The sequence below is a fragment of the Stenotrophomonas maltophilia group sp. vghtpe118 genome (genome assembly GCF_052605195.1).
Genome location: NZ_CP199672.1, coordinates 3,039,677 through 3,062,408, shown reverse-complemented (window position 1 = coordinate 3,062,408; position 22,732 = coordinate 3,039,677). Strand labels below are relative to the sequence as shown.

The following is a 22,732-nucleotide window of genomic DNA, read 5'->3' as shown; positions in this document are numbered from 1 at the left end:
GCCTCGGCCGGGTTCTGCGAGGATGTGTGGGTCGACCACCCACACGCTCCGTGAAGGCAGGACTCCGACCATGTCGCTCTTCGGCTACACCCGTGCCGGCCAGACGCCGGGCGCACCGCGCAAGCATTCCCCCCTGCTCTGGATCGCGCTGATCGCGCTCATCCTGGGTACCGTGGCGCTGGCCTTCGCCTGGCTGGCCGGCTGGATGGGCGACCGCCTCACCGCGCAGCGCTTCACCGACACCATCGAGGCCACCGGCCCGGCCCATCCGGGCTTCCGCCGTGCACACAGCAAGGGCATCTGCGTAAGCGGCTGGTTCGAACCCAGCGCGCAGGCCCCTACCCTGTCCAGTGCCCGGGTGTTCTCGCAGACACGTGTGCCGGTGATGGGCCGCCTGTCAATCGGTGGCGGCGACCCCTACGGCGCCGACAACACCGCACGCGTGCGCAGCCTGGCGGTGCAGATGGTCAGCGATGATGGCCAGGAATGGCGCATGGCGATGAACAGCTTCCCGTTCTTCGCGGTACCCACGGCCGAGGCGTTCTACGAGCAGACGCGCGCCTCGATTCCCGACCCGGCCACCGGCAAGCCGGACCCGCAGAAGATGGCGGCAGTGCTGGCGAAATACCCCAGTGCGCAGGCGTTCCAGCAGTGGGCGAAGACAGCGCCATGGACCAGCAGCTGGGCCGACACCACTTTCAACAGCGTCAACAGTTTCTGGTTCACCAATGCGCAGGGCCAGAAGCGTGCGGTGCGCTGGCGCTGGCAGCCGCTGGCGCCGGTGGTGGAGATGGATGCGGAAGCGCGCAAGCAGGCCAGCGTCGATTTCCTCAGCCAGGAACTGCAGCAGCGCCTGGCCCGCGGCCCGGTACGCTGGAACCTGGTCGTGACCACCGCCGAGCCCGGCGATGCCATCGATGATCCGTCGGTACCGTGGCCCGAGTCGCGTGACCAGGTAGTGGCGGGCGTACTCAGCCTGGACCGCATGCAGTCGCAGGAAGAAGGCGCCTGCGGCCAGATCAACTTCGATCCGCTGATCCTGCCCAGTGGGGTGCGCGGCAGTAATGATCCGATCCTGGCGGCCCGCTCGGCGGTGTACTCGCAGTCCTTCAACCGCCGTGAACGCGAGCGCGCCGCCGGCAATGTCGAACAACCGAAGGAGGCCGCACGATGAGCACCGGCAACGGCCACTTCAACCTGCTGGCGCGGGTGCTGCACTGGTCCATGGCGCTGATGATCGTCGCCATGCTGTTCATCGGCGTGACCATGGTCGCCTCGCTGCACCTGCGTCCCGCGCTGATCGACCTGCACCGCCCGCTGGGCATCGCGATCCTGTTGCTGGCGCTGCTGCGCCTGTACAACCGGCTGCGCCATCGCCCACCGGCGCTGCCTGCCGACCTGCCGGTCTGGCAGGGGGTAGCGGCCAAGGCCTCGCACTGGGTGCTGTACGCGCTGATGCTGGCGATGCCGTTGATCGGCTGGGCGATGCTGTCGGCCGGCGGATACCCGATCGTGCTGTGGGGTGGATTCCACCTGCCATCGATCGTTCCGCACACCCCGGCGCTGTATGCCGCGCTGCGCAATGCGCACAGCCTGCTGGCCTATGTGTTGTTCGCCACGGTGCTGATGCATGTGGGTGCGGCGTTGTTCCACCTGTGGGTGCGGCGGGACGGGGTGTTCCAGGCGATGGCGCGCGGGAAGGATTGAAAGGATTCGCCGGGCGTTCCCGGCGGATTGTTTCCGCGACCGCGGGGGGGGTGTCACTTTTCTTTTCGCGCGAAAAGAAAAGTAACCAAAAGAAACGCGCCGCCAGAGCGCGAGCCGGTGCTGCGCACCGGTGCCCTGTGCTTCTCGGTGAATCAGGGGACGGCGCCGAACTCGCTACGCTCAAACACCGGCGCCTCTTCGCCCCTGATTCCCCCGCGATGCTCGGCTCGCTCAAGGCGGACCCAACATCAAGAGCGACAGCTGCACCCAGTAGATCCACGCCATGCGTGGTTGCTGTTGCCGTTGATCTTGACCTTCCAGTCCGCCTTGAGCGAGCCGAGCACCGCAGGTCCGGCGAGGGCGAAGAGGTGCGGGTGTCTGAGCGCAGCGAGTTCCCGCGTCGTCCCTCGACGGACCGAGGAGCGCAGGGCACCGGCGTGCGACGCACGCCGGCTCGCGGCCGGCGGAGCGTTTCTTTGGTTACTTTCTTGATGGCCCACATCCATGTGCGCCACCCTACGGGCCGGCTACGCCGTTCCACGCTGCTCCTGCAGCGTGGTGCACGAGCAAGGAAAGTGACACCCACCCGCGGTCGCGGAAACGACATCACCAGGAAAGGCAGGCCGCCCCTACAGCCACCCTTTCTGCCGCGCCAGCCGGTACGCCTCAATGCGATTGGCTACGCCCAGCTTGCCGATGCACTCGGACAGATAGTTGCGCACCGTGCCGTGCGACAGCCCCAACTGCTCGGCGATCTCGCTGGCGGTACGGCCCTCGCCCGCCAGCCGCAGCACGCGGCGCTCGCGGTCGGTCAGCGGGTCGGCCTGCGACCACGCATCCAGTGCCAGCTGCGGGTCGATCGCACGGATGCCCTGCTTGACCTTGCGCAGTGCCTCGGCCAGGTTCTCAGCCGGTGCGTCCTTCAGCAGGTAGCCCAGCACGCCGGCTTCCAGCGCGCGGCGCAGGAAACCTGCGCGGGCGAAGGTGGTCACGATCACCACCTTGATCGGCAGCTCGTGACGCGCGATGCGCTGTGCAAGCTCCAACCCGGACAGGCCCGGCATCTCGATGTCGGTCACCAGGATGTCCGGCTGCAGCTGCTGCAGCATGCGCCACGCGGTTTCGCCGTCGGCGGCGCTGCCCAGCACTTCGATATCCGCTTCCAGGCCCAGCAGCGCCGACAGTGCGCCGCGTACCATCGCCTGGTCTTCGGCCAGCAGGATGCGGATCATGCGGCACCGTCCTGCACCAGCGACGGCGGCACGCCTGGCGGCAGCGGTGTGGTCGCAGCGGCCAGCGGCACGCGCACGGTCAACACCGTGCCCTCGCCCTTTGCGGACTGCACCTGCAGGCTTCCACCCAGGGCGGCCACGCGTTCGCGCATGCCGCACAACCCATTGCCCTCGGCCTGCACGCCGCCACGACCATCGTCGCGGATCTGCATCGCCAGCATGCTTCCCTCCAGCATGAACTCCACCCGTGCCTGCGTCGCCTGTGCATGGCGCACGATATTGGTCGCGGCCTCGCGCAGCACCAGTGCCAGCCCGCGTTCGACATCCACCGGCATCGCCGGTGGTGGTGCGTACTGAAGGTGGACCTGCTGGCACTCCAGCAGCAGCCGCGCCGATGCCAGCTCGCCGGCCAGGTCGCTGGCGCGGATACCGGTGACCGCACTTCGGACCTGCGCCAGCGCCTCGCGGGCGATGGCCTCGGCCTCGCCGATCTCCTGCCGCGCGCGTGCATCACCGCGGTCCTGCAGCTTGCGCGCCAGTTCCAGCTTCAACGTGATCAGCGACAGGGTGTGGCCGAGCAGGTCGTGCAGGTCGCGGCCGATGCGTTCGCGCTCAGCGGTGGCTGCTAGCCGCCGCACCTCGTCCTGTGAAAGCTGCAGTGCCGCATCCTTCTGCTGGTTGAGTGCCTCCACGTTCACGACCAGGCCGACGATATAGGACACGGCGGGGATCCAGACCAGGCTCTGCCACGGGTACTGGAACAGCAGGGCGAGGCTGCAGAACAGGAGGTTCAGACCAGTGAGCTGCAGCAGATACTGCCACCAGCCGCCGCGACCGCTCACCCGCAGCAGCACGCAGCCGAACACGAAGTAGGTCAGCCCGGACGGGTACCAGGGCAGCAGCACCAGCGACATCGCGATCAGGCCCAGGGCATAGCGCGGGGCGTGATGGCGCGGCGCCACCATCACCTTGGCGTACAGCAGCAGGAACACCGGATAGCTGGCCAGCGTCAACAGCAGCCAGTGCAGGGTGAAGCCATGGCCAAGCAAGGGCGTCAGGAAGATCCACACTGACCACAGCAGGTGGATTGCCTCGCCCCAGGGGGACTTTCCCCGGCGCAGCGTCTCGGCCACCGCCGAGTCCGGCGCGGGGCGCAGCAGCGAGGCAAGCCAGATGGACGGCACGGGCGGTTCCAGGCGGGGACGATCGCCGCCGATCATGCCAGTTCAGCCGCCTGCGCGCAGGCGCCACCGTCGGCTGGGCGGCACCGGCGCAACCGGGCGCAGATCACGGTACGCTTGGCGGCGCCGCTGCGGCGGGCCGGCAATGGGGCGATCGGATCCATGGGCAGTACCGGTAGCGGGAACGTTGCCATCCTGTGCCGCCGTGGTCACATTTCGCAGTTGCCGCCGTCAGTGTCATCGGATGACAGCTGTCACTGCCGTCTTCGCTGTGCCTGCCTTCATGCTGTGCCGCACGCTCCACCGCCGGAACCGCCGTCGTCCGCGCTTCCGGCCACACCCGCCCGAACGCATGTGATGGAACGAATGAACGCTTCTGCCGAGCTGTTGAAGGAACTCCGTATCGACCGCAAGTCGCCGCCGCCGGCCGCCGGAGGCAATGGCGGTGGCCGCCGCGGGTTGTGGATCGCGATCATCGTGGTCGTGCTGCTGGTCGCCGCGGCCGTGGCCTACCTGTTCGGCCGCGCACCGGCCGTAGAGGTGGAAACCGCTCCCGCCGTGGCCATCCAGCAGGGCAGCACCAGCAGCTCGGTGCTCGACGCCAGTGGCTACGTGGTCGCCCGGCGCATGGCCACGGTATCGGCCAAGATCACCGGCAAGGTGCGCGAGGTGATGATCGAAGAAGGCATGCGGGTCGAGGCTGGCCAGGTGATGGCCACGCTCGACCCGATCGATGCCGACGCGCAGCGCAGCCTGTACGCCTCGCAGCTGCAGGCCGCACGCAGCCAGGTCGCCGGGCTGGAGGCGCAGCAGAGGCAGGCCGCCGCCGAAGCCAGCCGCCTGCAGGCGCTGGTTGGCCAGCAGCTGGTCTCGCGCTCGCAGTACGACCAGGCCGTGGCCCAGCGCGACAGCCTGCGTGCGCAGCTGGATACCGCGCAGCGCAACGTCAAGGTTGCCAACGATCAGCTGGCCATCGCCGATCTGGGCGTGGACAACAACATCGTGCGCGCGCCGTTCTCCGGCGTGGTCACCGCCAAGGCGGCGCAGCCCGGCGAGATCGTTTCGCCGCTGTCGGCGGGTGGTGGGTTCACCCGTACCGGCATCGGCACCATCGTGGACATGGACTCGCTGGAGATCGAAGTGGAGGTCGGCGAGGCCTTCATCGGCCGCGTGCAGCCGAAGATGCCGGTGGAAGCCACGCTCAACGCCTACCCGGAATGGAAGATTCCCGGCGAGGTGATCGCCATCATCCCCACCGCCGACCGCGGCAAGGCCACGGTCAAGGTGCGCGTGGCGCTGAAGGTGAAAGATCCGCGCATCGTGCCGGAGATGGGCGTGCGGGTCAGCTTCCTGGAACAGGCGCAGCCGCAGGCGGCCGCCAAGCCGCAGGGCGTGCGCGTGCCGGGCGGCGCCGTGGTCCAGCGCGACGGTGCCTCGGTGGCCTTCGTGCTGGGTGACGGGAACCGCGTTCAGCAGCGCACGGTCGAGGCCGGCCAGGCGATGGGCAAGGACCGCCAGATCCTCAAGGGCGTGAGCGCAGGTGAGCCGGTGGTGGTGAACCCACCCGACACGCTGCGCGATGGCGCCAAGGTGCAACAGAAACAAGCGCAGTAACGGCCTGGCGCCCGTGGGCGCGGCCGGCAGCATCGCTCGACGCACGCCTGCGGCCACCGCAGGTGCGCTTCCCCGTTTCCCGCTTCCCGTGGAGAACCACCCATGTCGACCCTGGTTTCACTGCGCAACATCACCAAGACCTACCAGCGTGGCCCCGAGCAAGTGCAGGTGCTGCACGGCATCGACCTGGACATCGCCAGCGGCGACTTCGTTGCGCTGATGGGCCCGTCCGGTTCGGGCAAGACCACCCTGCTCAACCTGATCGGCGGCCTGGACAGCCCCACTGGCGGCGAGATCAGCATCGAGGGCGAGCGCATCGACCAGATGAGTGGCGGCCAGCTGTCGACCTGGCGCAGTCACCATGTCGGCTTCGTGTTCCAGTTCTACAACCTGATGCCGATGCTGACCGCGCAGAAGAACGTGGAACTGCCGCTGCTGCTGACCCACCTCAGCGCGGCGCAGCGCCGCCGCAATGCCGAGATCGCGCTCACCCTGGTCGGCCTGGCCGACCGCCGCAGCCACCGCCCGAATGAACTGTCCGGCGGCCAGCAGCAGCGCGTGGCGATCGCCCGCGCGATCGTCTCCGACCCGACCTTCCTGATCTGCGACGAACCGACCGGCGACCTCGACCGCCAATCGGCCGAGGAGATCCTCGGCCTGCTGCAGCAGCTCAACCGCGAGCACGGCAAGACCATCATCATGGTCACCCATGACCCGAAGGCCGCCGAGTACGCCACGCACACGGTGCACCTGGACAAGGGCGAGCTGGCCGACGCGCCGCTGGCCCACTGACGGAGGCCACAGCGATGAAATACTTCTCGTTGGTGTGGGCACAGCTGTTCCGCAGCCGTACCCGCACCCTGCTAACCCTGCTGTCGGTGGTGGCCGCGTTCCTGCTGTTCGGCATGCTCGATTCGGTGCGGGTGGCGTTCTCGTCGGGTGGCAGCGTGGAAGGTGCCAACCGGCTGATCGTGGCCTCGCGGCTGTCGATCACCCAGTCGCTGCCGATCCGGCTGGAAGCACAGGTGCGCCAGGTGACCGGCGTCCGTGACGTGGCTTATGGCATGTGGTTTGGTGGGATCTACCAGGACCCGAAGAACTTCTTCCCGAACTTCTCGGTGTCACCCAACTACTTCGATGTCTACCGCGAGCTGCAGATCGATCCGGCACAACTGGAGGACTGGAAGCAGACCCGCACTGGCGCCATCGTCGGCGAAACCCTGGCCAAGCAATTCGGCTGGAAGATCGGCGATACCATCCCGCTGCAGGCGACGATCTTTCCGCGTGGCGGCAGCAATGACTGGCCACTGGTGCTCAAGGGCATCTACCGCTCCAAGGACCGCGCGCTGGCCGCCAATGAAGAACGCCAGCTGATGATGAACTGGAAGTACTTCGACGAATCCAACGACTACATCAAGAACCAGGTGAGCTGGTACACGGTGACGCTGGACAACCCGGACCACTCTTCGCGGGTGGCACAGGCGATCGATGCGATCTCGGCGAACTCCGACCACGAGACCAAGACCCAGACCGAATCGGCGTTCCAGCAGGCCTTCGTCAAGCAGTTCGCGGATATCGGCATGATCGTCACCTCGATCATGGGCGCGGTGTTCTTCACCCTGCTGCTGTTGACCGGCAACACCATGGCGCAGGCCGTGCGAGAGCGCGTGCCGGAGCTGGCCACGCTGAAAACGCTGGGCTTCAAGGACAGCACCGTGCTGACCCTGGTGATGGTGGAGTCGGTGCTGCTGATCGGCCTGGGCGGCCTGATCGGCATGGGCCTGGCCGCCCTGATCCTGCCGGCGATCGGCCCGAAGAGCATGGGCATGCTGCCGCCGCACGTGCCGACGCCAACCTGGCTGATGGGGTTGGGCCTGATCGTAGTGATCGGCATCATCGTCGGGCTGCTGCCCGCGCTGCGTGCCAAGCGCCTGAAGATCGTCGATGCACTGGCCGGCCGCTGAGGAGGATTGCAGATGAACAAGCTCAAGAAGTGGCTGGGCAACGGCGTAACCGTGCTGCTGCTTGCGATCGGCCTGGTGTTGTGGATCGGGCTGCCGTGGTTTGGCGTGCTGGCCGTGGCCGTGCTGGTAACGCTGTGGCTGCTGCTGACCCGCGGTGGACGGCTGGCGTTGGCCGCCACCCGCATCGGCGTGGCCAGCCTGCCGCAACGCTGGGGCGCGTCCTCGGTGATCGTGGTCGGCATTGCCGGCGTGGTCGGCGTGCTGGTGGCGATGCTGGCGATGGGCGAAGGCTTCCAGGCCACGCTCAACAACACCGGTGATGACACCACTGCCATCGTGCTGCGCGGTGGCTCGCAGGCCGAGACCAACTCGGTGATCACCCGCGAGCAGGTACCGATGCTGTCCACCCTGCCCGGCATCAGCCGCGATGCGCAGGGCCGGCCGTTGCTGTCACCGGAACTGTCGCAGGTGGTCAACCTGGTATCGAAGTCCGACGGCACCGACGTCAACGCGCAGTTCCGCGGCGTCGGCCCGCAGGCGTGGGCGGTGCATGACAAGGTCAGGATCGTCGAGGGCCGCAAGTTCGCCACCGGGCTGCGCGAGATCGTGGTCGGCCAGGGCGCCAAGGGCCAGTTCCGCGACATGGAGGTCGGCAGGACGCTGTCGCTGGGCAACCAGACCTGGACCGTGGTCGGCGTGTTCGCCACTGGCGATGCGCATGATTCGGAACTGTGGACCGACGCCGATACGCTGGCCACCACCTACCAGCGCAGTGCCTGGCAGTCGATCAGCGTGCGTACCGATGGCAAGGCCGGCTTCGATCAGTTCAAGGCGGCCGTCGCTGCCGACCCACGCCTGAAGCTGGACGTGGAAACCACCCGCGTCTACTACAGCAAGCAGGGCGGCGGGCTGACCAAGCTGATCGACATCCTGGGCAAGGTGATCGGCACGATCATGGCGGTCGGTGCGGTGTTCGGCGCGCTCAACACCATGTATGCGGCCGTGGCCACGCGCGCCCGCGAAATCGCCACCATGCGTGCGATCGGCTTCCGCGGCCTGCCGGTGGTGACGGCGGTGATGCTGGAAACGATGCTGTTGGCGCTGCTCGGTGGCCTGCTCGGCTGTGCGGTTGCATGGCTGCTGTTCAATGGCTACAGCGTGTCCACCATCGGCAGCAACTTCAGCGCGGTGGTGTTCAAGTTCCACGTATCACCGGAACTGCTGTGGACCGGCCTGAAATGGGCACTGGGCATCGGCCTGGTCGGCGGCCTGTTCCCGGCGCTGCGCGCGGCGCGTTTGCCGATCACTACGGCGCTGCGCGAAACCTGAGCATCATGCAGCGGTGGACTGCGCATCACGCAGGGGGACGGAGCGAAGGCTCCGTCCCTTTTCCGTTGCTGAACTCAGGCATCCATCGCCGCAACATCGGATGGTGGGTGCCGCAGGGCCAAATGCCGGCGAACAGCCTCCTCCGGCGCGTACGCCGTGCCCAGCGCGTGCTGCTCACCCGTATGCCTGTCGACGAAGATCGGGCCATTGCCGGCCAGCGCGTCCGAGATCTCACCAGATTGCAGGTAGCGCAGCGACTGGAAGCAGAACAGCCAGCCTTCGACCATCTCATGCTCGTGCGTGATGGCAACCGGCTCATCGTCGCTGGCAAGTGCAGCCTGCACGCGACGGCGTGCTTCGTCGAGCTGGATCATTCCTTCGCCTCTTGTTTTCGATGACAGCGCGAAGAGCATTTCATGCGGGTGGATGCATCGCAACGGATAGGCACCTGCGTACAAGTGCGCACTGCGGCGTGTTGCCGCAACCGCTCAAGCGTGGCGGTTCTGTGCCGCTATCGATGCCTCTACTCATCGCAAACGCAGTGCGCGTGACGCTGCGCACAGTGCATCTGTGGATTGTTGGTTGCGATTCATCTTCGCGCACTTCCAGCGGCGTCGAGACAAACAGGTACGAATGGAAACATTCTAGAATCGCGCCCCCCACGTTGGTTTGCAGCACCCCACGCGCCCATAGAACGGGCGCATGTTTTTACTGAAACACGAGATTTCACGGATGTCCCTGAAAACCAATCCGCTGCGCAACGCGATCGTCATCGCGCTGGCCGCCAGCTGCACCACCCCCGCCTTCGCACAGAGCGCCGGCGATACCCCGACCAACCTCGACCGCATCGAAATCACCGGCTCGCGCATCCGCCAGGCCAGTGTCGAAACCGCACAGCCGGTGGTCGCGCTCAACCGCGCCGAGATCGAGAAGAAGGGTTACGTCAACGTCGCCGACATCCTGCAGGACATTCCTGCCGCCGGGGCGCCGAGCATGAGCCGCGCCTCGTCGCTGACTTCTTCGCGCGATTTCGGCGGCATGTACGTCAGCCTGCGCAACCTTGGCCCGGAACGCAGCCTGGTGCTGATCGACGGCCGCCGCATGGGCGTCAGCGCCGGCGGCTACTCCGACCTGGCCTCGATCCCGTCGTCCATCGTCGAGCGCGTGGAAGTGCTGACCGACGGCGCCTCCGCGCTGTACGGCTCCGATGCCATCGCCGGTGTGGTCAACATCATCACCCGCAAGAATTTCGATGGTGGCGAAGCCAGCGTCTATGTCGGCCAGTACGGCCAGGGTGACGGCCAGAAGCGCGCATACAGTGCAACTTTCGGCAAGACCTTCGAGCGCGGCTGGTTCAGCGTGGGCGCCGAGCGCACCAAGGAAGACGAGGTGCTGGGCAAGGACCGCGAGTTCAGCCGTTACACCAACGGCCCGCGCCACCCGAACGATGGCCTCAACGGCAACACGCCGTGGGGCTACGTCACCGTCGGTGGCAAGAACCTGACCGTGGGTCCGGGCGGCGACCCGAGCAAGGCCGGCAACTTCCATGCGCCGGACCCGGCCGATGGTGCCAACACCAAGTCGAACATGAGCCTGCTGACCGGCCTGGAGCGCACCTCGGTGTTCGCCAACGGTGGCTTCTCGATCACCGACAACCTGCGCATCGTCGCCGACGCGCTGTACAGCAAGCGCGAGTCGACCAAGCACCTGGCCGGCTACCCGTACTCGGTCAGCGCCGCGCAGGCCCGCAATGGCAGCCGTGCCGCCCTGTCCAAGGACAGCGCGTTCAACCTGTGGGGCCAGGATGCGCTGTTCGCGCACCGCACCGAGGAACTGCCGCGCGGCACCGAGAACAACCTGGAAACCAAGCGCGCCAGCATCGGCCTGGAAGGCAGCTTCGAAACCGGTTCGCGGTACTGGGACTGGAACATCAACTACATGTACAACCGCAACGAAGGCGAGCGCATCGGTACCGGCAGCATGTACCAGCCGCACGTCAACCTGGCCGTCGGCCCGTCCTTCATGGACGGCAACGTGGCCCGTTGCGGTGCGCCGGGCGCGGTGATCGCCGGCTGCGTGCCGTGGAACCCGGCTGCCCCGATGGGTTACACCGGCCCGGGCTCGCTGAGCAACCAGGACGTGCAGGACTACCTGTTCACCCGCTTCGTCGACAAGATGCAGAGCACCACCAAGGTCGCCAGCGGCAACATCTCCGGTTCGCTGTTCACCCTGCCGGCCGGCGACATCCTGGCCGCGATGGGCTTCGAGCACCGCAGCGAGGAGGCCAGCTACACGCCGGACATGAAGGTGCAGAAGGGCGAGATCGCCGGCACCAGCGGCCAGCCGACCCGCGGCAACTACTCGCTCAACGAGGCCTACCTGGAACTGCAGGTGCCGTTGCTGGCCGACCTGCCGTTCGCCCGCGAACTGTCGCTGGACGTGGCCGGTCGCTACTCGGACTACAACAACTTCGGTTCCACCACCAACAGCAAGTTCGGCCTGAAGTGGAAGCCGATCGACAGCCTGCTGGTGCGCGCCACCTACGGCACCGGCTTCCGTGCGCCGACCGTGGATGACCTGTATGGCGGCACCGTCAGCAGTCGCGACTCGTTCACCGACCCGTGCGATACCTCCTTCGGCACCGCCGCCAGCAGCCCGGCCGTCGCTGCCCGTTGCCAGGCGCTGAAGGTGCCGGCCAACTTCCGCCAGCTCAACAGCGATGGCAGCGTGGCCACCAAGCCCGGCCAGCAGGCCACCACCGATTTCAGCTCGGGTTCCAACCCGGACCTGAAGCCGGAAACCGCCAAGACCTGGACCGTGGGCCTGGTCTACAGCCCGGACTTCGTGCAGGGCCTGGACGTCAGCCTGGACTGGTGGAAGATCCGCATCGACAACGCCATCGTCGGTGAGTCGGCCACCAACATCCTGGAACAGTGCTACGTGCAGGGTTCGGATGCTGCCTGTGGCCGCTTCACCCGTGGCAGCAACGGCCAGGTCAACTCGCTGGACCGCTCGCTGGTCAACGCGGGCTACCGCGAAACTGCCGGCTATGACATCAACGTGCGTTACCGCCTGCCGGAAACCGCGTTCGGCAAGTTCGCCGTCAACTGGAACACCACCTACACCGATTACCTGGAGCAGCGCAACGACAGCGCCGCCACCACCCCGGTGGAACAGCGTACCGGTTGGGCGGGCGACTTCCGCGTGCGCTCCACCTTCAACCTGGATTGGCAGTATGGCGACCTCGGCATCGGCTGGACCGCGCGCTACTACTCCAGCATGAAGGAGAAGTGCTCGTACATGGACGAGTGCAACATGCCGGGCTTCAACTCGTCGTACACCAGCGCCTCGCCGACCAACAGGGTGGGCTCCAACACCTTCCACGACCTGCAGGTGCGCTACAGCCTGCCGTGGGATGGCACCGTGTCGCTGGGCGTGAACAACGTGTTCAACCACCAGGGCCCGATCATGTACAGCCAGCCGAACAGCAGCTTCACCTACTACGGTGGCTTCGACATCGGCCGCTTCATGTACATGAAGTACCAGCAGCGCTTCTAAGCCTGCAACCGCGTTCCCGCCACGGCCATCCCTCTCTCCTGGCCGTGGATGGAAGCAGAACGGCGCCCCTCGGGGCGCCGTTCTTTTTTTCGTGGAAGCGGGGTCGGATCCCCGCCGGCGCTAGCGCTTGGCGCGCATCGTGCGGATGTTGTCGCCGACGAACAGCACCAGGCCAGCCCAGATCGCTGCAAACCCGATCGCCTTGGCAGTGTCGAATGCCTCATGGAAGAAGAACACACCCAGCAGCAGCTGCAGGCTCGGCGCGATGTACTGCAGGATGCCGACCAGCGACAGCGGAATGCGCTTCACGCCGTAGGCAAAGCCGATCAGCGGTACGGCGGTGACCGCGCCGCCGAAGATCAGCAGCAGGTCGTTGCGCCAGCCCCAACCATGGAAGAACGCACCGCCATGGCCGTTCTCGGCCCAGATCGCAAACGCCAGCGCCGGCAGGAACAGGTACATGCTCTCCACGCCGAGGCCGGCCACCGGGTCGACCGAGACCAGCTTGCGCAGCAGGCCATACAGGCCGAACGAACAGGCCAGGCCCAGCGCGATCCACGGTGGCGTACCTGCATCGATGGTCAGCCAGGCCACGCCCACCGCCGCCATTGCCACCGCTACCCACTGCAGCCGGCGCAGCCGTTCCTTCAGCACCAGCACGCCCAGCAGCACGTTCACCAGCGGGTTGATGAAGTAGCCCAGGCTGGTCTCGATGACATGACCGGCGTTGACCGCCCAGATGTACAGGCCCCAGTTGAAGGCGATGGTCAGGCTCGACACCAGCAGGATCGGCAGCGCGCGCGGCTGCGCGGCGATCTTCCGCCACCAGCCCAGGCGCGCACTGATCAACAGCCAACCCAGCACCAGCACCGTGCTCCAGATGATGCGGTGGGCGATGATCTGGAACGAGGGCACCTCGTTGAGCAGGTGCCAATAGACCGGCACCAGGCCCCAGATCACGAAGGTGGATGCGGTGACCAGCAGGCCCCGGCGTTGTTCCTTCTCGTCCATGCTCACTTCTTTCTCGTCCTTGCCATTGTCAGCACCACCACACCCAGAAGAATCACCGCCATCGCCAGCAGGTCGCGCCAACCGAAGCGCTCACCGTTGAGCAGCGCGCCCAGCAGCACCGCGATCACCGGATTGACATACGCGTAGCTGCCCGCGAGCGCCGGGCGCACGTTCTGCAGCAGCCACACGTAGGCAGTGAACGCGACGATGGAGCCGAACACGCACAGATAGGCCATTGCCAGCAGGCCACCGGTATCGGGCAGCGTGGTCGGGCGCTCGCCCACCGCCAGGCCGATCAGCACCAGCAGCACGCCGCCGCAGATCATCTGCCCGGCCGCGGTCATGAACGGACCCGGCAGGTCCAGGCCGCGTGCCCACACAGAACCGAACGCCCAGCCGATCGGCGCGATCAGCAGCAGCACCAGCCCGGTCGGCGAGCCGGTCAGGCTGCTGCCGGCGTTGAGCCAGACCACGCCGAGGAAGCCGATGGCGATGCCCAGCCACTCACCACGGCTGGCATGTTGCCCGCGCAGCGCCGAGAACAGCGCCATCCACAGCGGCACCGAGGCCACCGCCGTGGCGGCCAGGCCCGAGGACACCTCGCGCTCGGCCAGCACCACCATGCCGTTGCCCAGCACCAGCATGGTCACGCCCATGATGACCAGGTTGCGCCACTGCCGCAGCGTCGGGTTCGGCAGCTTCCAGAACAGGCGCAAGGCCAGGAACATCAGGCCGCCGGCAATGATGAAGCGGCTGCCGGAGACCATCGTCAGCGGCAGTGCGCCGCCGTGCAGGGCCTTGGCGATGCCCAGATAGGTCGAGCCCCAGACCACGTAGACCAGCAGCAGTGCCAGCGCGACAAGGCCACCCCGGGGGGCAGCCGCAGACGAAGAGGGGGGAGCCGACATGACACACCAGGGAGCCGGGGGAAGGCGGATTCTAGGACGTTTTGAGTATGGTCCGGGACCCCATACGGTGGCACGCTGTCATCCATCCATGCACCCTGCTCTGGTCTGCTACCCCGTGTTGACGGCCGATGCAGTACCAAGAAGGCTGCCCGGCCGCGCCGCCCCACGGCCGGACGCCGTTTTCCCTGCGCACGGACGCGCCGCATCGAGGATTTCCACCCAGATGAGCACCACGTCCCGACCTGTTGTCCCCGCGAACGACCGCGCCGCCTTGCGGCGGTCGATCTCCAACACCCTCAAAGGCTCCGCCGGCAACCTGGTGGAGTGGTATGACGTCTACGTGTACTCGGTGTTCGCCGTGTACTTCGAATCGCAGTTCTTCTCGCCGGACGACAAGAACTCCACCCTGTACGTGTGGGCGATCTTCGCGGCGACCTTCCTGATGCGCCCGATCGGCGCCTGGTTCTTCGGCCGCTTCGCCGACCGCCACGGCCGCCGCCTGGCGCTGACCGTCTCGGTCACGTTGATGGCGCTGTGCTCGTTCCTCATCGCCATCACCCCCACCGCCGCCAGCATCGGCATCTGGGCCGCCGTGATCCTGTTGTTCGCGCGCCTGCTGCAGGGCTTCGCCACTGGCGGCGAGTATGGTGCCAGCGCCACTTACATGTCCGAGGCCGCCATTCCGGGCCGTCGCGGCTTCCTGTCCTCGTTCCACTACGTCACCCTGGTCGGCGGCCACGTGCTGGCCCAGCTGACCCTGCTGCTGATGCTGACCTTCTGGGGCAAGCCGGAGATCTCCGAGTGGGGCTGGCGCATCGCCTTCGGCATCGGTGGCATCGCCGCGGTGGTGGTGTTCTGGCTGCGCCGGGGCATGGACGAGTCGCTGTCGGAGTCGTCGATCGAGGCCGCGCGCGAGGGCAAGGCAAAGAAGTCCGGTTCGATGTACGAGTTGTTCGTGCACCAGTGGCGGCCGCTGCTGCTGTGCTTCCTGATCACCGCTGGCGGCACCGTGGCCTTCTACACCTACTCGGTGAACGGCCCGAAGATGATCCAGAGCGCCTTCGCCGGCAACGACCCGATGACCGGCACCCTGATCAACCTGGGCGTGCTGGCCTTCCTGATGGTGCTGCAACCGGTCGGCGGCTGGCTGTCGGACATCATCGGCCGCAAGACCCTGCTGGTGTTCTTCGGCGTCGGCGGCGTGCTGTACAGCTGGTACCTGATCACCCAGCTGCCGCACCAGCATGACGCCACCCTGGCCTTCCTGACCCTGGCGCTGGCATTCGTCATCCTCACCGGCTACACCTCGATCAACGCGGTGGTGAAGGCCGAGCTGTTCCCCACCCACGTGCGTGCACTGGGCGTGGGCCTGGGCTATGCGCTGGCCAACTCGCTGTTCGGCGGCACCGCCCCGCTGCTGTACCAGGGCGCGCTGAAGACCGGCCACGTCGATTGGTTCGCCATCTACGTGACCGCCACGATCGCGGTATCGTTGGTGGTCTATGTGTTCTTCCTTACCAACAAGGGCCCGAACTGGCTCGACGGCACCCGCAAGTAAGCGCGTTGCCCTGATCGCGGCCACTGGTGCAATGCCGGTGGCCGCTACGTCTCCCGCCACCGCGCTGATGTGGATCGCGGTGACGCTGGCCGCAGCCACGGCATTGGCCTGGGTGCTGCGCCGCCCCAACGCGCAGGCCACGTGGCCGCGCACGGGGTTCGGGGTCGCCCTGCTGGTGTTCTGCGCCGCGCTGGCGCTGCAGCTGGCGATGGACCTGGGCAGCGGCCACAGCTCGCTGCACCTGCGGCTGCATCGCGGCGTCAACGCGGGGCCGCTGGTCGGCCTGCGCACGATGGCGGCGTGCTATCTGGCCGCGCTCGCCGCCGGCGGCTGGGGCGCGTGGAAGCTGCTGCGACGGCGCGGGTAGTGCCGGCCGCTGGCCGGCAAAGCCGCCGTCTTTCGGTAGTGCCGGCCGCTGGCCGGCAACCTCATGAACCTCCGGAAAGAGCAGGGAGTTGCCGGCCAGCGGCCGGCATTACTCAACGGCGGGCCGCTTCGCTCTTGTCGCGCGCGCCGCGGAACTCCGATTCCTTTTCCCACGTCGGCCAGCGGCGGCTGTTGGCCAGCTCGGCGCCCAGGTCGTAGACCAGCAGGGTGTCGGCAGCGTGGCCGCTCGGGTCCCAGCTCGGCGTCCAGGCATCGCAGGTCTGGTGATAGCAGTCGGCGAAGTACTTTTCGCGCAGCGCGCGGCCGGCTTCAACGCCACCGTCCAGCTTGTCCAGGCCCGGGCCGATGGTGATCGCCGGCACGCCCAGGCGGGCAAAGGCGAAGTGGTCGGCGCGGTAGAAGAAGCCGGCTTCCAGGTTCGGGTCCGGGCTGTAGCTGCGGCCACGGGCCTTGGCCACGCGCTCCAGATCGCCTTCCAGCGACACCCGGCCCTTGCCCCACGAGGCAATGTCGCGGGTCGGGCCATCCGGGCTGAACATCTCGATGTTCAGCACCGCAGCGGTCTTGTCCAGCGGCGCCAGCGGATGGGCGGCGTAGTAGCTGGCGCCCAGCAACCCTTTCTCTTCGGCGGTCAGTGCCACGAAGTACAGCGTGCGCTGTGGCTGCGGGCCAGCGGCGAACACACGGCCCAGTTCCAGCACCGTTGCCACGCCGGTGGCGTTGTCGATCGCACCACGGCGGATGCGGTCGCCCTTGGCGTCGGGCTGGCCGATACCGAACGCATCCCAGTGCGCGGAGAAGATCACGGCCTCGTCAGCATGTTCACCACCGGGCAGCTTGGCGACCACGTTGCGGGTCACCACCTGCTCGCGCTTGAGCGCGAAATCCACGCTCAGTTTCGCGTTGTCCAGTGCCACCGGGCGGAAGTCGGCACGCATCGCCTTGCGCTTCTCCGCATCGAAGTCGAGGCCGGCGTCGGCGAAGATCGCTTCGGCCAGCTCGCGCTGCATCCAGCCGCGCAGCGGCGTGTGCTGCGCCATCGCTTCGGCCTGGCCGCGCTCGATGTCGAACAGCGGCGAAGTGCCCGAGCTCTTCACCGTGGCCCAGCCATACGCGGCCGGCGCGGTCTCGTGCACGATCAGCACGCCTTCGGCACCCCGGCGTGCGGCTTCCTCGAACTTGTACGTCCAGCGGCCGTAGTAGGTCACCGCCTTTCCATCGAACGCGCCCGGCGCATCGGCCTCGAAGTCGGCGTCGTTGATCAGCACCACGGCGATCTTGCCGTGCAGGTCCACGTCCTTGTAGTCGTTCCAGTGGCGTTCCGGTGCGTCGATGCCGTAGCCGACGAACACCAACGGTGCATCCTTGATCTGCACGCGCTTGCGCGGCTGCAGGCTCTGCAGGGTCACATCCACGCCATTGGCCAGCGCACGCTTGCCCTGCTTCAGCGACAGGCTGGCCTTGGCCGCACCCTCCAGCTGCGCGCGCACCAGCGGCACCGGCTGCACCCAGCTGCCGTCCACGCCCCCCGGCTGCAGGCCGTAGCTGCGGAACTGCTCGATCAGGTACTGCACCGTGCGCTCTTCGCCTTCGGTGGCCGGTGCGCGGCCCTCGAACTCATCCGACGCCAGCACGCGCACATGCCGCGACAGTGCCTGCGGATCGATGCCGCCACCCGGCAGGTCGTTGGCCGCATGGGCCAGGCCCCCGACGAACAGGCAGGACGACAGCAGCAACACGCGCATCGGATTCACGGCAGTACCACGGCTAGCTTGGAAGTCACCAGAGTGTAACGTGGTCGTGACATCACGGCGCAGCCTGGGCCCACGTCATCCACGCAGGGCGTGACTCTACCTGCTGATGCGGTCCAGCCAGCAGGCCAGGCCCTGCGCGTTGAGTTCGATGTCCATCGCCAGAACAGTGATCACCGCCGCATCGTCCAGCGCACAGCCATGCAGCTGTGCGCGTTCCAGGTACAGCGCCTGCAGTGCGGCCAGCAGGCAGCGGTGGCGGTCCGGCCGGCCATCGCACTGGCGGCCGATGGCGGCCATCGCATCGATCTGTTCGAACAGGTCGTTGGCCAGTTTCTGCACCTGCTCCACGCGCCCATAGTGGGTCAGGTACATCGCCTGCGGGCCGTAGCCCAGCATGCGTCGGATCGAGGCCTTCATCGCCTCCGGGTCGAACTGCACCGGCGAGGAAGTCGGGAAGATGAAAGCGCCCTGCGCGCTGTCCAGCTCGCGGTAGGAGATGCCGAACGTATCGCCAGTGAACCAGCTGCGGCTGCGCGCATCCCACACGCAATAATGGTGCAGTGCGTGGCCCGGCGTGTGCAACAGCACCAGCTCGCGGCCAGCGAGATCGATGCGGTGGCCGTCTTCGGCCACCACCACGCGGTGTTCGGGAATCGGCTCGATGCGGCCGTAGCTGCGCGCGATCTCTTCGGCGCCGTACACCGCCGTCGCACCCGCAATCAGCCGGGTCGGGTCGATCATGTGCGGCGCACCGCGCGGATGCAGCACCGCCTTCGCATTCGGCAACTGCTGCATCAGCAGGCCTGCACCACCGGCGTGGTCCAAGTGCACGTGCGTGAGCAGCAACCAATCCACCGCTTCCACACCCAGGTCGGCATCCGCCAGCGCCTGCAGCATCGCCCGCACAGACAGGCCGGTGCCGCAGTCGACGAAGGCCGCGCGGCCGTTTTCAACGATCAGGTAGGCCGCGTCGAAGTCCGGGCGCTGGAAGCCCGTATCGATCGTGTGGATGCTGGGGTCGGCGGTCATCGGCACGCACCTGGCAGTCTCGTGAACAGACGCCCATGGTAGGCGCGCAGGCGGCCCGGGTTCGATGCGGCTTTGGTCGGGTAGTGCCGGCCGCTGGCCGGCAACCTCGGGATGGCCGGGAGAATGCATGTGCCGGCCAGCGGCCGGCACTACCGATCAGCCAGAACGCAATCCGAACCGCGGCCGCAGCAGCAACGCCAGCACCAGCACCGCCAGGAACGCGCCATAGGCATACAGCACCGCCAGCACCTGCGGCCAGATCGGGCCGGCGCCGGGCTGCACCACGCCAATGCGGTAGCCCCACAGCATCGACACGATGCTCAGCGCGAACGCCACGACCAGGGTGGTGCCATCGAACAGGCGCCGCCGCGCGCTGCGCGGCTGGCGCGGAAACAGCCAGTACAGGCTGCCCAGCAGCAGGAACCAGGGCAGGAACAGCAGCAGCGACAACCAGGCCATCGCAGACTCCATGTCATCGCGCCAGAGGCGCGCGGACATCATGCCATGGGTGCTGTGCCACGGTCGTGCCGGCGGGGGGCTTCCCTGTAGAGCCGAGCCCATGCTCGGCTGGGTAGCAAAGCAGCCGAGCGTGGGCTCGGCTCTACAGAGGCGGAGCCGAGTCGAGCATGGCTCGACTCTACGCCCGGCGATCAGGCCGCTTCGCGCAGCGCGGCCAGGGCGGCCAGTACCGCGTCCACCTCGGCGCCCAGCTTGAACAGCTCGCTCTGCAGCTGGTCGCCCTGCTCTGCCTGCTTGATCACCGCGATCAGCTGGCCCGCATCACGTGGCGAATCGAAGCCTTCGCTCTGGATCAGCAGCGTGCCGTCACCAGCGGTCAGCTTGAAGTAGAAACGCCCATCCTTCTCGCGGTACTGCTTGAACTGCGGCGGCGCCACGCGGGCCACGCCGGCATCTTCGCTGGCGATGTCGCCCGCCGTGGACAGGTCGCGCAGGCCCACGGCGTGGCGCAGTTCTTCCAGCAGCGGTGCCGCCAACTGCTCGCGCAGCTGCTGGCCACGGCGCTTGAGCAACGCTTCGATCTTCTCCGGCTCGGCCATCAGCGCGTTGTAGCGCTCGCGCAGCGGCGACAGCTCGCTGTCGATACGCTCGAACAGCTGCTGCTTGGCGTCGCCCCAACTGATGCCGGCGGCGAAGGCCCTGGCGAATTCCGCGGTCTGTTCCGGCGTGGCGAACGCCTGGTACATCTGGAACAGCGCCGAGCCCTCGGTGTCCTTCGGCTCGCCCGGTGCGCGCGAGTCGGTCAGGATCGAGAACACCAGCTTCTTCAGCTCCTCGCGCGGCACGAACAGCGGAATGGTGTTGTGGTAGCTCTTGCTCATCTTGCGGCCATCCAGGCCCGCCAGCGTCGCCACCTGCTCGTCGATCACCACGTCCGGCAGCGGGAAATACTCCTTGCCGTACACGTGGTTGAAGCGCTGGGCGAAATCGCGCGCCATCTCGATGTGCTGGATCTGGTCACGGCCCACCGGTACCTGGTTGGCCTTGAAGATCAGGATGTCGGCCGCCATCAGCACCGGGTACATGAACAGGCCGGCGCTGACGCCTGCGTCCTCGTCCACGCCTTCCTCGCGGTTCTTGTCCACCGCCGCCTTGTAGGCGTGCGCGCGGTTGAGGATGCCCTTGCTGGCGATGGCGGTCAGGAACCACATCAGCTCGGTGGTCTCGCGGATGTCGCTCTGGCGGTAGAACCACACGTGTTCCGGGTCCAGGCCACAGGCCAGCCAGCTGGCCGCGATCTCCAGGGTCGCGCGCTGGGTGCGCTGCGGGTCCTGCGACTTGATCAGGCTGTGCAGGTCGGCCAGGAAGAAGAAGCTCTCGATGCCCGGCGCGCGGCTGGCCGCGATGGCCGGACGGATGGCGCCAACGTAGTTGCCCAGGTGGGGCGTGCCGGAGGGGGTGATGCCGGTAAGGACTCGGGTCGTCATGACTGCGTGGGGTAACCTTCGATGAACGGGGCCAGTTTACCTTGCACGCCACCAACCCCGTCAGGGCCCGCGGCGCGTTCATTCACCCAACCCCGCTGGAGACGCCCGATGAAACGCCTGCTGCCCCTGCTGCTGATCCTGCCCCTGGCCGGCTTCCGCCCGGCGCCCATGCCGCCACCGGTGTACGACGGCGGCCCCGTACGCATGGCCCTGGTCGACCGCGACCGCGGTACCGAACTGCGCAGCTACTCCGCCGAGGGCCAGCGCTGGGTGGCCGGCGAGCGCGGCCACCGCTACGCCGTGCGCCTGTACAACGACAGCCCGCGTCGGGTGCTGGTGGTGCTGTCGGTGGACGGCGTCAACGCCATCTCCGGCGAAGATGCCGATCCCTCGCAGACCGGCTACGTGCTCAATCCCGGCCAGCGCGCCGACATCACCGGCTGGCGCAAGAGCCAGGACGAAGTGGCGCAGTTCGTGTTCAGCAGCCCCAGCGGCAGCTATGCCAGTCGCACCGGCCGCCCGGACAACATCGGCGTGGTCGGGGTGGCGGTGTTCGAGGAGGCGCGTCGCTGGTACCCGCAGCCGATCCTGCGACGTGGCGTGCCGCTGCCGGCACCGACCGCGCAAGCCGAGGCTGCCGCCGACGCCAGTGCCAGCCGCATCGAGGGCTATGCCAGCAAGTCGCAGGCGCCAGCGCTGGGCACCGGCCACGGCGCACGTGAACACTCTTCGGTGCGCGATACCGACTTCGAACGGGCCAGCCGCAGCCCGGCCCAGGTTCTGCAGCTGCGCTACGACAGCGCCCGCAACCTGCGTGCGCGCGGCATCCTGGTCGATGCGCCCTCGCGCCTGCCGCGCGAACCGCAGGCGTTCCCCAACCGCTACGTGCCGGACCCGCCGGCCCGCTGATCGTCCCGCGCAGACAACGCGACGCCCGCTACCTCACGGTGCGGGCGTCGTGTTGTGGGGGAAACCAAAGCGCTTACTTGTAGTCCGGGTAGTCCTTGCTCACCGCGTCCTGGAACTCACGCACTTCCTTCTCCGCGCGGTCCTTGGCCCAGCCATAACGTTCCTGCAGGCGGCCGGCCAGATACTCGGCGTTGCCTTCGGCCACATCGAAATCGTCGTTGGTCAGATCGCCCCACTTGGCCTGCGCCTTGCCCTTCAGCTGCGACCACTTGCCGGAAATGATGTCTTTGTTCATTGCTGGGAGTCCTTGATTGCAACGGCGTTCTTACCGTGGCTCCAGCTTCGCGCAGCCGCTGTTGAATGCCGGTCAACCGCCAATGAAATACACGCTCACCTGCTTGAATGGTTCACTACGCTTCGACACGTAGGCTGCAGAGAAACGCGCAAGCAAAAAGGCCGGGGAGATCCCCCCGGCCTTTTTGCTTTCCGTTCCACTTCAGGCTCAACGGCCCTTGGCGGCATCCTCAACCTTTTCACCGGCCTTCTGCACGTCCTTGCCGGCACCGGCCACGGTGTTGCAACCGGCCAGCAGGGCCACCGAGAACATCGACAACAGCATCAGGGCAACTACGCGCTTCATGGGCT

The 22,732-nt window shown here is 67.1% G+C and carries 21 protein-coding genes; 10 read left to right on the top strand and 11 right to left on the bottom strand.

Annotated features, from left to right (window positions below):
- Nucleotides 1–70 precede the first annotated feature (70 nt).
- Together ACUDTM_RS13945 and ACUDTM_RS13940 are read left to right on the top strand one after the other, a co-directional pair.
- Nucleotides 71–1,174 carry a catalase family peroxidase gene (locus ACUDTM_RS13945; RefSeq protein WP_065178988.1) on the top strand — a complete coding sequence of 368 codons (1,104 nt, stop codon included), beginning with the start codon at nucleotides 71–73 and terminating at the stop codon, nucleotides 1,172–1,174.
- A complete protein-coding gene (locus ACUDTM_RS13940; RefSeq protein ID WP_072168719.1) occupies nucleotides 1,171–1,707 on the top strand; it encodes a cytochrome b in 537 nt (178 codons plus the stop codon). The genes ACUDTM_RS13945 and ACUDTM_RS13940 overlap by 4 nt, the downstream gene beginning before the upstream one ends.
- 629 nt (nucleotides 1,708–2,336) lie before the next feature.
- Here the strand turns inward: ACUDTM_RS13940 and ACUDTM_RS13935 are convergent.
- Both ACUDTM_RS13935 and ACUDTM_RS13930 read right to left on the bottom strand, forming a co-directional pair.
- Nucleotides 2,337–2,939, bottom strand: a complete 603-nt coding sequence (locus tag ACUDTM_RS13935) for a response regulator transcription factor (protein WP_005420563.1) — start codon at nucleotides 2,937–2,939, stop codon at nucleotides 2,337–2,339.
- Entirely contained in the window at nucleotides 2,936–4,159 is a 1,224-nt protein-coding gene (locus ACUDTM_RS13930) for a sensor histidine kinase (protein ID WP_445391364.1), read from the bottom strand. Before ACUDTM_RS13930 ends, ACUDTM_RS13935 begins: the two co-directional genes overlap by 4 nt.
- Nucleotides 4,160–4,486: 327 nt before the next feature.
- Between ACUDTM_RS13930 and ACUDTM_RS13925 the strand changes: the two genes are divergently transcribed.
- From ACUDTM_RS13925 to ACUDTM_RS13910, 4 genes are all read left to right on the top strand, one after another.
- A complete protein-coding gene (locus ACUDTM_RS13925; protein ID WP_088497249.1) occupies nucleotides 4,487–5,734 on the top strand; it encodes an efflux RND transporter periplasmic adaptor subunit in 1,248 nt (415 codons plus the stop codon).
- 102 nt (nucleotides 5,735–5,836) lie between these two features.
- Nucleotides 5,837–6,526: an ABC transporter ATP-binding protein gene (locus tag ACUDTM_RS13920; protein ID WP_005420572.1), complete on the top strand. Its 690-nt coding sequence runs from the start codon at nucleotides 5,837–5,839 to the stop codon at nucleotides 6,524–6,526.
- A gap of 14 nt (nucleotides 6,527–6,540) precedes the next feature.
- Complete coding sequence (locus ACUDTM_RS13915) at nucleotides 6,541–7,698, top strand: ABC transporter permease (RefSeq protein ID WP_111201145.1); 1,158 nt, start codon at nucleotides 6,541–6,543, stop codon at nucleotides 7,696–7,698.
- 12 nt (nucleotides 7,699–7,710) lie between these two features.
- On the top strand, nucleotides 7,711–9,027 hold the full coding sequence (locus ACUDTM_RS13910; RefSeq protein WP_088497250.1) for an ABC transporter permease: 1,317 nt from the start codon (nucleotides 7,711–7,713) through the stop codon (nucleotides 9,025–9,027).
- A 74-nt stretch (nucleotides 9,028–9,101) separates the two neighbouring features.
- On the opposite strand, the gene ACUDTM_RS13905 is transcribed toward ACUDTM_RS13910, so the two are convergent.
- Nucleotides 9,102–9,401, bottom strand: a complete 300-nt coding sequence (locus ACUDTM_RS13905; RefSeq protein WP_005420578.1) for a YrhB domain-containing protein — start codon at nucleotides 9,399–9,401, stop codon at nucleotides 9,102–9,104.
- 358 nt (nucleotides 9,402–9,759) lie between these two features.
- Here ACUDTM_RS13905 and ACUDTM_RS13900 point away from each other — a divergent pair, with 358 nt between their 5' ends.
- Nucleotides 9,760–12,585: a TonB-dependent receptor gene (locus tag ACUDTM_RS13900; protein WP_111007551.1), complete on the top strand. Its 2,826-nt coding sequence runs from the start codon at nucleotides 9,760–9,762 to the stop codon at nucleotides 12,583–12,585.
- Nucleotides 12,586–12,705: 120 nt separating this feature from the next.
- On the opposite strand, the gene rarD is transcribed toward ACUDTM_RS13900, so the two are convergent.
- Both rarD and yedA read right to left on the bottom strand, forming a co-directional pair.
- On the bottom strand, nucleotides 12,706–13,602 hold the full coding sequence (gene rarD, locus ACUDTM_RS13895) for an EamA family transporter RarD (RefSeq protein WP_065178981.1): 897 nt from the start codon (nucleotides 13,600–13,602) through the stop codon (nucleotides 12,706–12,708).
- Complete coding sequence (yedA, locus tag ACUDTM_RS13890) at nucleotides 13,599–14,504, bottom strand: drug/metabolite exporter YedA (RefSeq protein ID WP_005420582.1); 906 nt, start codon at nucleotides 14,502–14,504, stop codon at nucleotides 13,599–13,601. The genes rarD and yedA overlap by 4 nt, the downstream gene beginning before the upstream one ends.
- Before the next feature lie 223 nt (nucleotides 14,505–14,727).
- Between yedA and ACUDTM_RS13885 the strand changes: the two genes are divergently transcribed.
- Nucleotides 14,728–16,062, top strand: a complete 1,335-nt coding sequence (locus ACUDTM_RS13885; protein ID WP_252745528.1) for an MFS transporter — start codon at nucleotides 14,728–14,730, stop codon at nucleotides 16,060–16,062.
- A gap of 31 nt (nucleotides 16,063–16,093) precedes the next feature.
- A complete protein-coding gene (locus ACUDTM_RS13880; RefSeq protein WP_227836902.1) occupies nucleotides 16,094–16,429 on the top strand; it encodes a hypothetical protein in 336 nt (111 codons plus the stop codon).
- A gap of 112 nt (nucleotides 16,430–16,541) precedes the next feature.
- On the opposite strand, the gene ACUDTM_RS13875 is transcribed toward ACUDTM_RS13880, so the two are convergent.
- From ACUDTM_RS13875 to ACUDTM_RS13860, 4 genes are all read right to left on the bottom strand, one after another.
- Nucleotides 16,542–18,194 carry a M28 family metallopeptidase gene (locus ACUDTM_RS13875; RefSeq protein WP_151355163.1) on the bottom strand — a complete coding sequence of 551 codons (1,653 nt, stop codon included), beginning with the start codon at nucleotides 18,192–18,194 and terminating at the stop codon, nucleotides 16,542–16,544.
- Nucleotides 18,195–18,299: 105 nt separating this feature from the next.
- A complete protein-coding gene (locus ACUDTM_RS13870) occupies nucleotides 18,300–19,232 on the bottom strand; it encodes an MBL fold metallo-hydrolase (protein ID WP_088497252.1) in 933 nt (310 codons plus the stop codon).
- 156 nt (nucleotides 19,233–19,388) lie between these two features.
- Nucleotides 19,389–19,691, bottom strand: coding sequence for a hypothetical protein (locus tag ACUDTM_RS13865; protein WP_032954673.1), 303 nt, complete (start codon nucleotides 19,689–19,691; stop codon nucleotides 19,389–19,391).
- Nucleotides 19,692–19,882: 191 nt separating this feature from the next.
- Nucleotides 19,883–21,178 carry a tryptophan--tRNA ligase gene (locus ACUDTM_RS13860; protein WP_088497253.1) on the bottom strand — a complete coding sequence of 432 codons (1,296 nt, stop codon included), beginning with the start codon at nucleotides 21,176–21,178 and terminating at the stop codon, nucleotides 19,883–19,885.
- Between the two features lie 108 nt (nucleotides 21,179–21,286).
- On the opposite strand from ACUDTM_RS13860, the gene ACUDTM_RS13855 reads away from it, so the two are divergent.
- Nucleotides 21,287–22,087 (top strand): hypothetical protein, encoded by an 801-nt coding sequence (locus ACUDTM_RS13855; protein WP_061478774.1) that lies wholly within the window; start codon nucleotides 21,287–21,289, stop codon nucleotides 22,085–22,087.
- Nucleotides 22,088–22,160: 73 nt separating this feature from the next.
- Here the strand turns inward: ACUDTM_RS13855 and ACUDTM_RS13850 are convergent, their stop codons facing one another.
- Together ACUDTM_RS13850 and ACUDTM_RS13845 are read right to left on the bottom strand one after the other, a co-directional pair.
- Nucleotides 22,161–22,382: a CsbD family protein gene (locus tag ACUDTM_RS13850; protein ID WP_004153772.1), complete on the bottom strand. Its 222-nt coding sequence runs from the start codon at nucleotides 22,380–22,382 to the stop codon at nucleotides 22,161–22,163.
- 207 nt (nucleotides 22,383–22,589) lie between these two features.
- Nucleotides 22,590–22,727, bottom strand: coding sequence for an entericidin A/B family lipoprotein (locus ACUDTM_RS13845; RefSeq protein WP_005407710.1), 138 nt, complete (start codon nucleotides 22,725–22,727; stop codon nucleotides 22,590–22,592).
- Nucleotides 22,728–22,732 lie beyond the last annotated feature (5 nt).

Bases quoted from the DNA above. Each gene is read 5' to 3' on its own strand.
- ACUDTM_RS13945 (WP_065178988.1), top strand. From the start codon at position 71: ATGTCGCTCTTCGGCTACACCCGTGCCGGCCAGACGCCGGGCGCACCG.
- ACUDTM_RS13940 (WP_072168719.1), top strand. From the start codon at position 1,171: ATGAGCACCGGCAACGGCCACTTCAACCTGCTGGCGCGGGTGCTGCAC.
- ACUDTM_RS13935 (WP_005420563.1), bottom strand. From the start codon at position 2,939: ATGATCCGCATCCTGCTGGCCGAAGACCAGGCGATGGTACGCGGCGCA.
- ACUDTM_RS13930 (WP_445391364.1), bottom strand. From the start codon at position 4,159: ATGATCGGCGGCGATCGTCCCCGCCTGGAACCGCCCGTGCCGTCCATC.
- ACUDTM_RS13925 (WP_088497249.1), top strand. From the start codon at position 4,487: ATGAACGCTTCTGCCGAGCTGTTGAAGGAACTCCGTATCGACCGCAAG.
- ACUDTM_RS13920 (WP_005420572.1), top strand. From the start codon at position 5,837: ATGTCGACCCTGGTTTCACTGCGCAACATCACCAAGACCTACCAGCGT.
- ACUDTM_RS13915 (WP_111201145.1), top strand. From the start codon at position 6,541: ATGAAATACTTCTCGTTGGTGTGGGCACAGCTGTTCCGCAGCCGTACC.
- ACUDTM_RS13910 (WP_088497250.1), top strand. From the start codon at position 7,711: ATGAACAAGCTCAAGAAGTGGCTGGGCAACGGCGTAACCGTGCTGCTG.
- ACUDTM_RS13905 (WP_005420578.1), bottom strand. From the start codon at position 9,401: ATGATCCAGCTCGACGAAGCACGCCGTCGCGTGCAGGCTGCACTTGCC.
- ACUDTM_RS13900 (WP_111007551.1), top strand. From the start codon at position 9,760: ATGTCCCTGAAAACCAATCCGCTGCGCAACGCGATCGTCATCGCGCTG.
- yedA (WP_005420582.1), bottom strand. From the start codon at position 14,504: ATGTCGGCTCCCCCCTCTTCGTCTGCGGCTGCCCCCCGGGGTGGCCTT.
- ACUDTM_RS13885 (WP_252745528.1), top strand. From the start codon at position 14,728: ATGAGCACCACGTCCCGACCTGTTGTCCCCGCGAACGACCGCGCCGCC.
- ACUDTM_RS13880 (WP_227836902.1), top strand. From the start codon at position 16,094: ATGCCGGTGGCCGCTACGTCTCCCGCCACCGCGCTGATGTGGATCGCG.
- ACUDTM_RS13875 (WP_151355163.1), bottom strand. From the start codon at position 18,194: ATGCGCGTGTTGCTGCTGTCGTCCTGCCTGTTCGTCGGGGGCCTGGCC.
- ACUDTM_RS13870 (WP_088497252.1), bottom strand. From the start codon at position 19,232: ATGACCGCCGACCCCAGCATCCACACGATCGATACGGGCTTCCAGCGC.
- ACUDTM_RS13865 (WP_032954673.1), bottom strand. From the start codon at position 19,691: ATGGCCTGGTTGTCGCTGCTGCTGTTCCTGCCCTGGTTCCTGCTGCTG.
- ACUDTM_RS13860 (WP_088497253.1), bottom strand. From the start codon at position 21,178: ATGACGACCCGAGTCCTTACCGGCATCACCCCCTCCGGCACGCCCCAC.
- ACUDTM_RS13855 (WP_061478774.1), top strand. From the start codon at position 21,287: ATGAAACGCCTGCTGCCCCTGCTGCTGATCCTGCCCCTGGCCGGCTTC.
- ACUDTM_RS13850 (WP_004153772.1), bottom strand. From the start codon at position 22,382: ATGAACAAAGACATCATTTCCGGCAAGTGGTCGCAGCTGAAGGGCAAG.
- ACUDTM_RS13845 (WP_005407710.1), bottom strand. From the start codon at position 22,727: ATGAAGCGCGTAGTTGCCCTGATGCTGTTGTCGATGTTCTCGGTGGCC.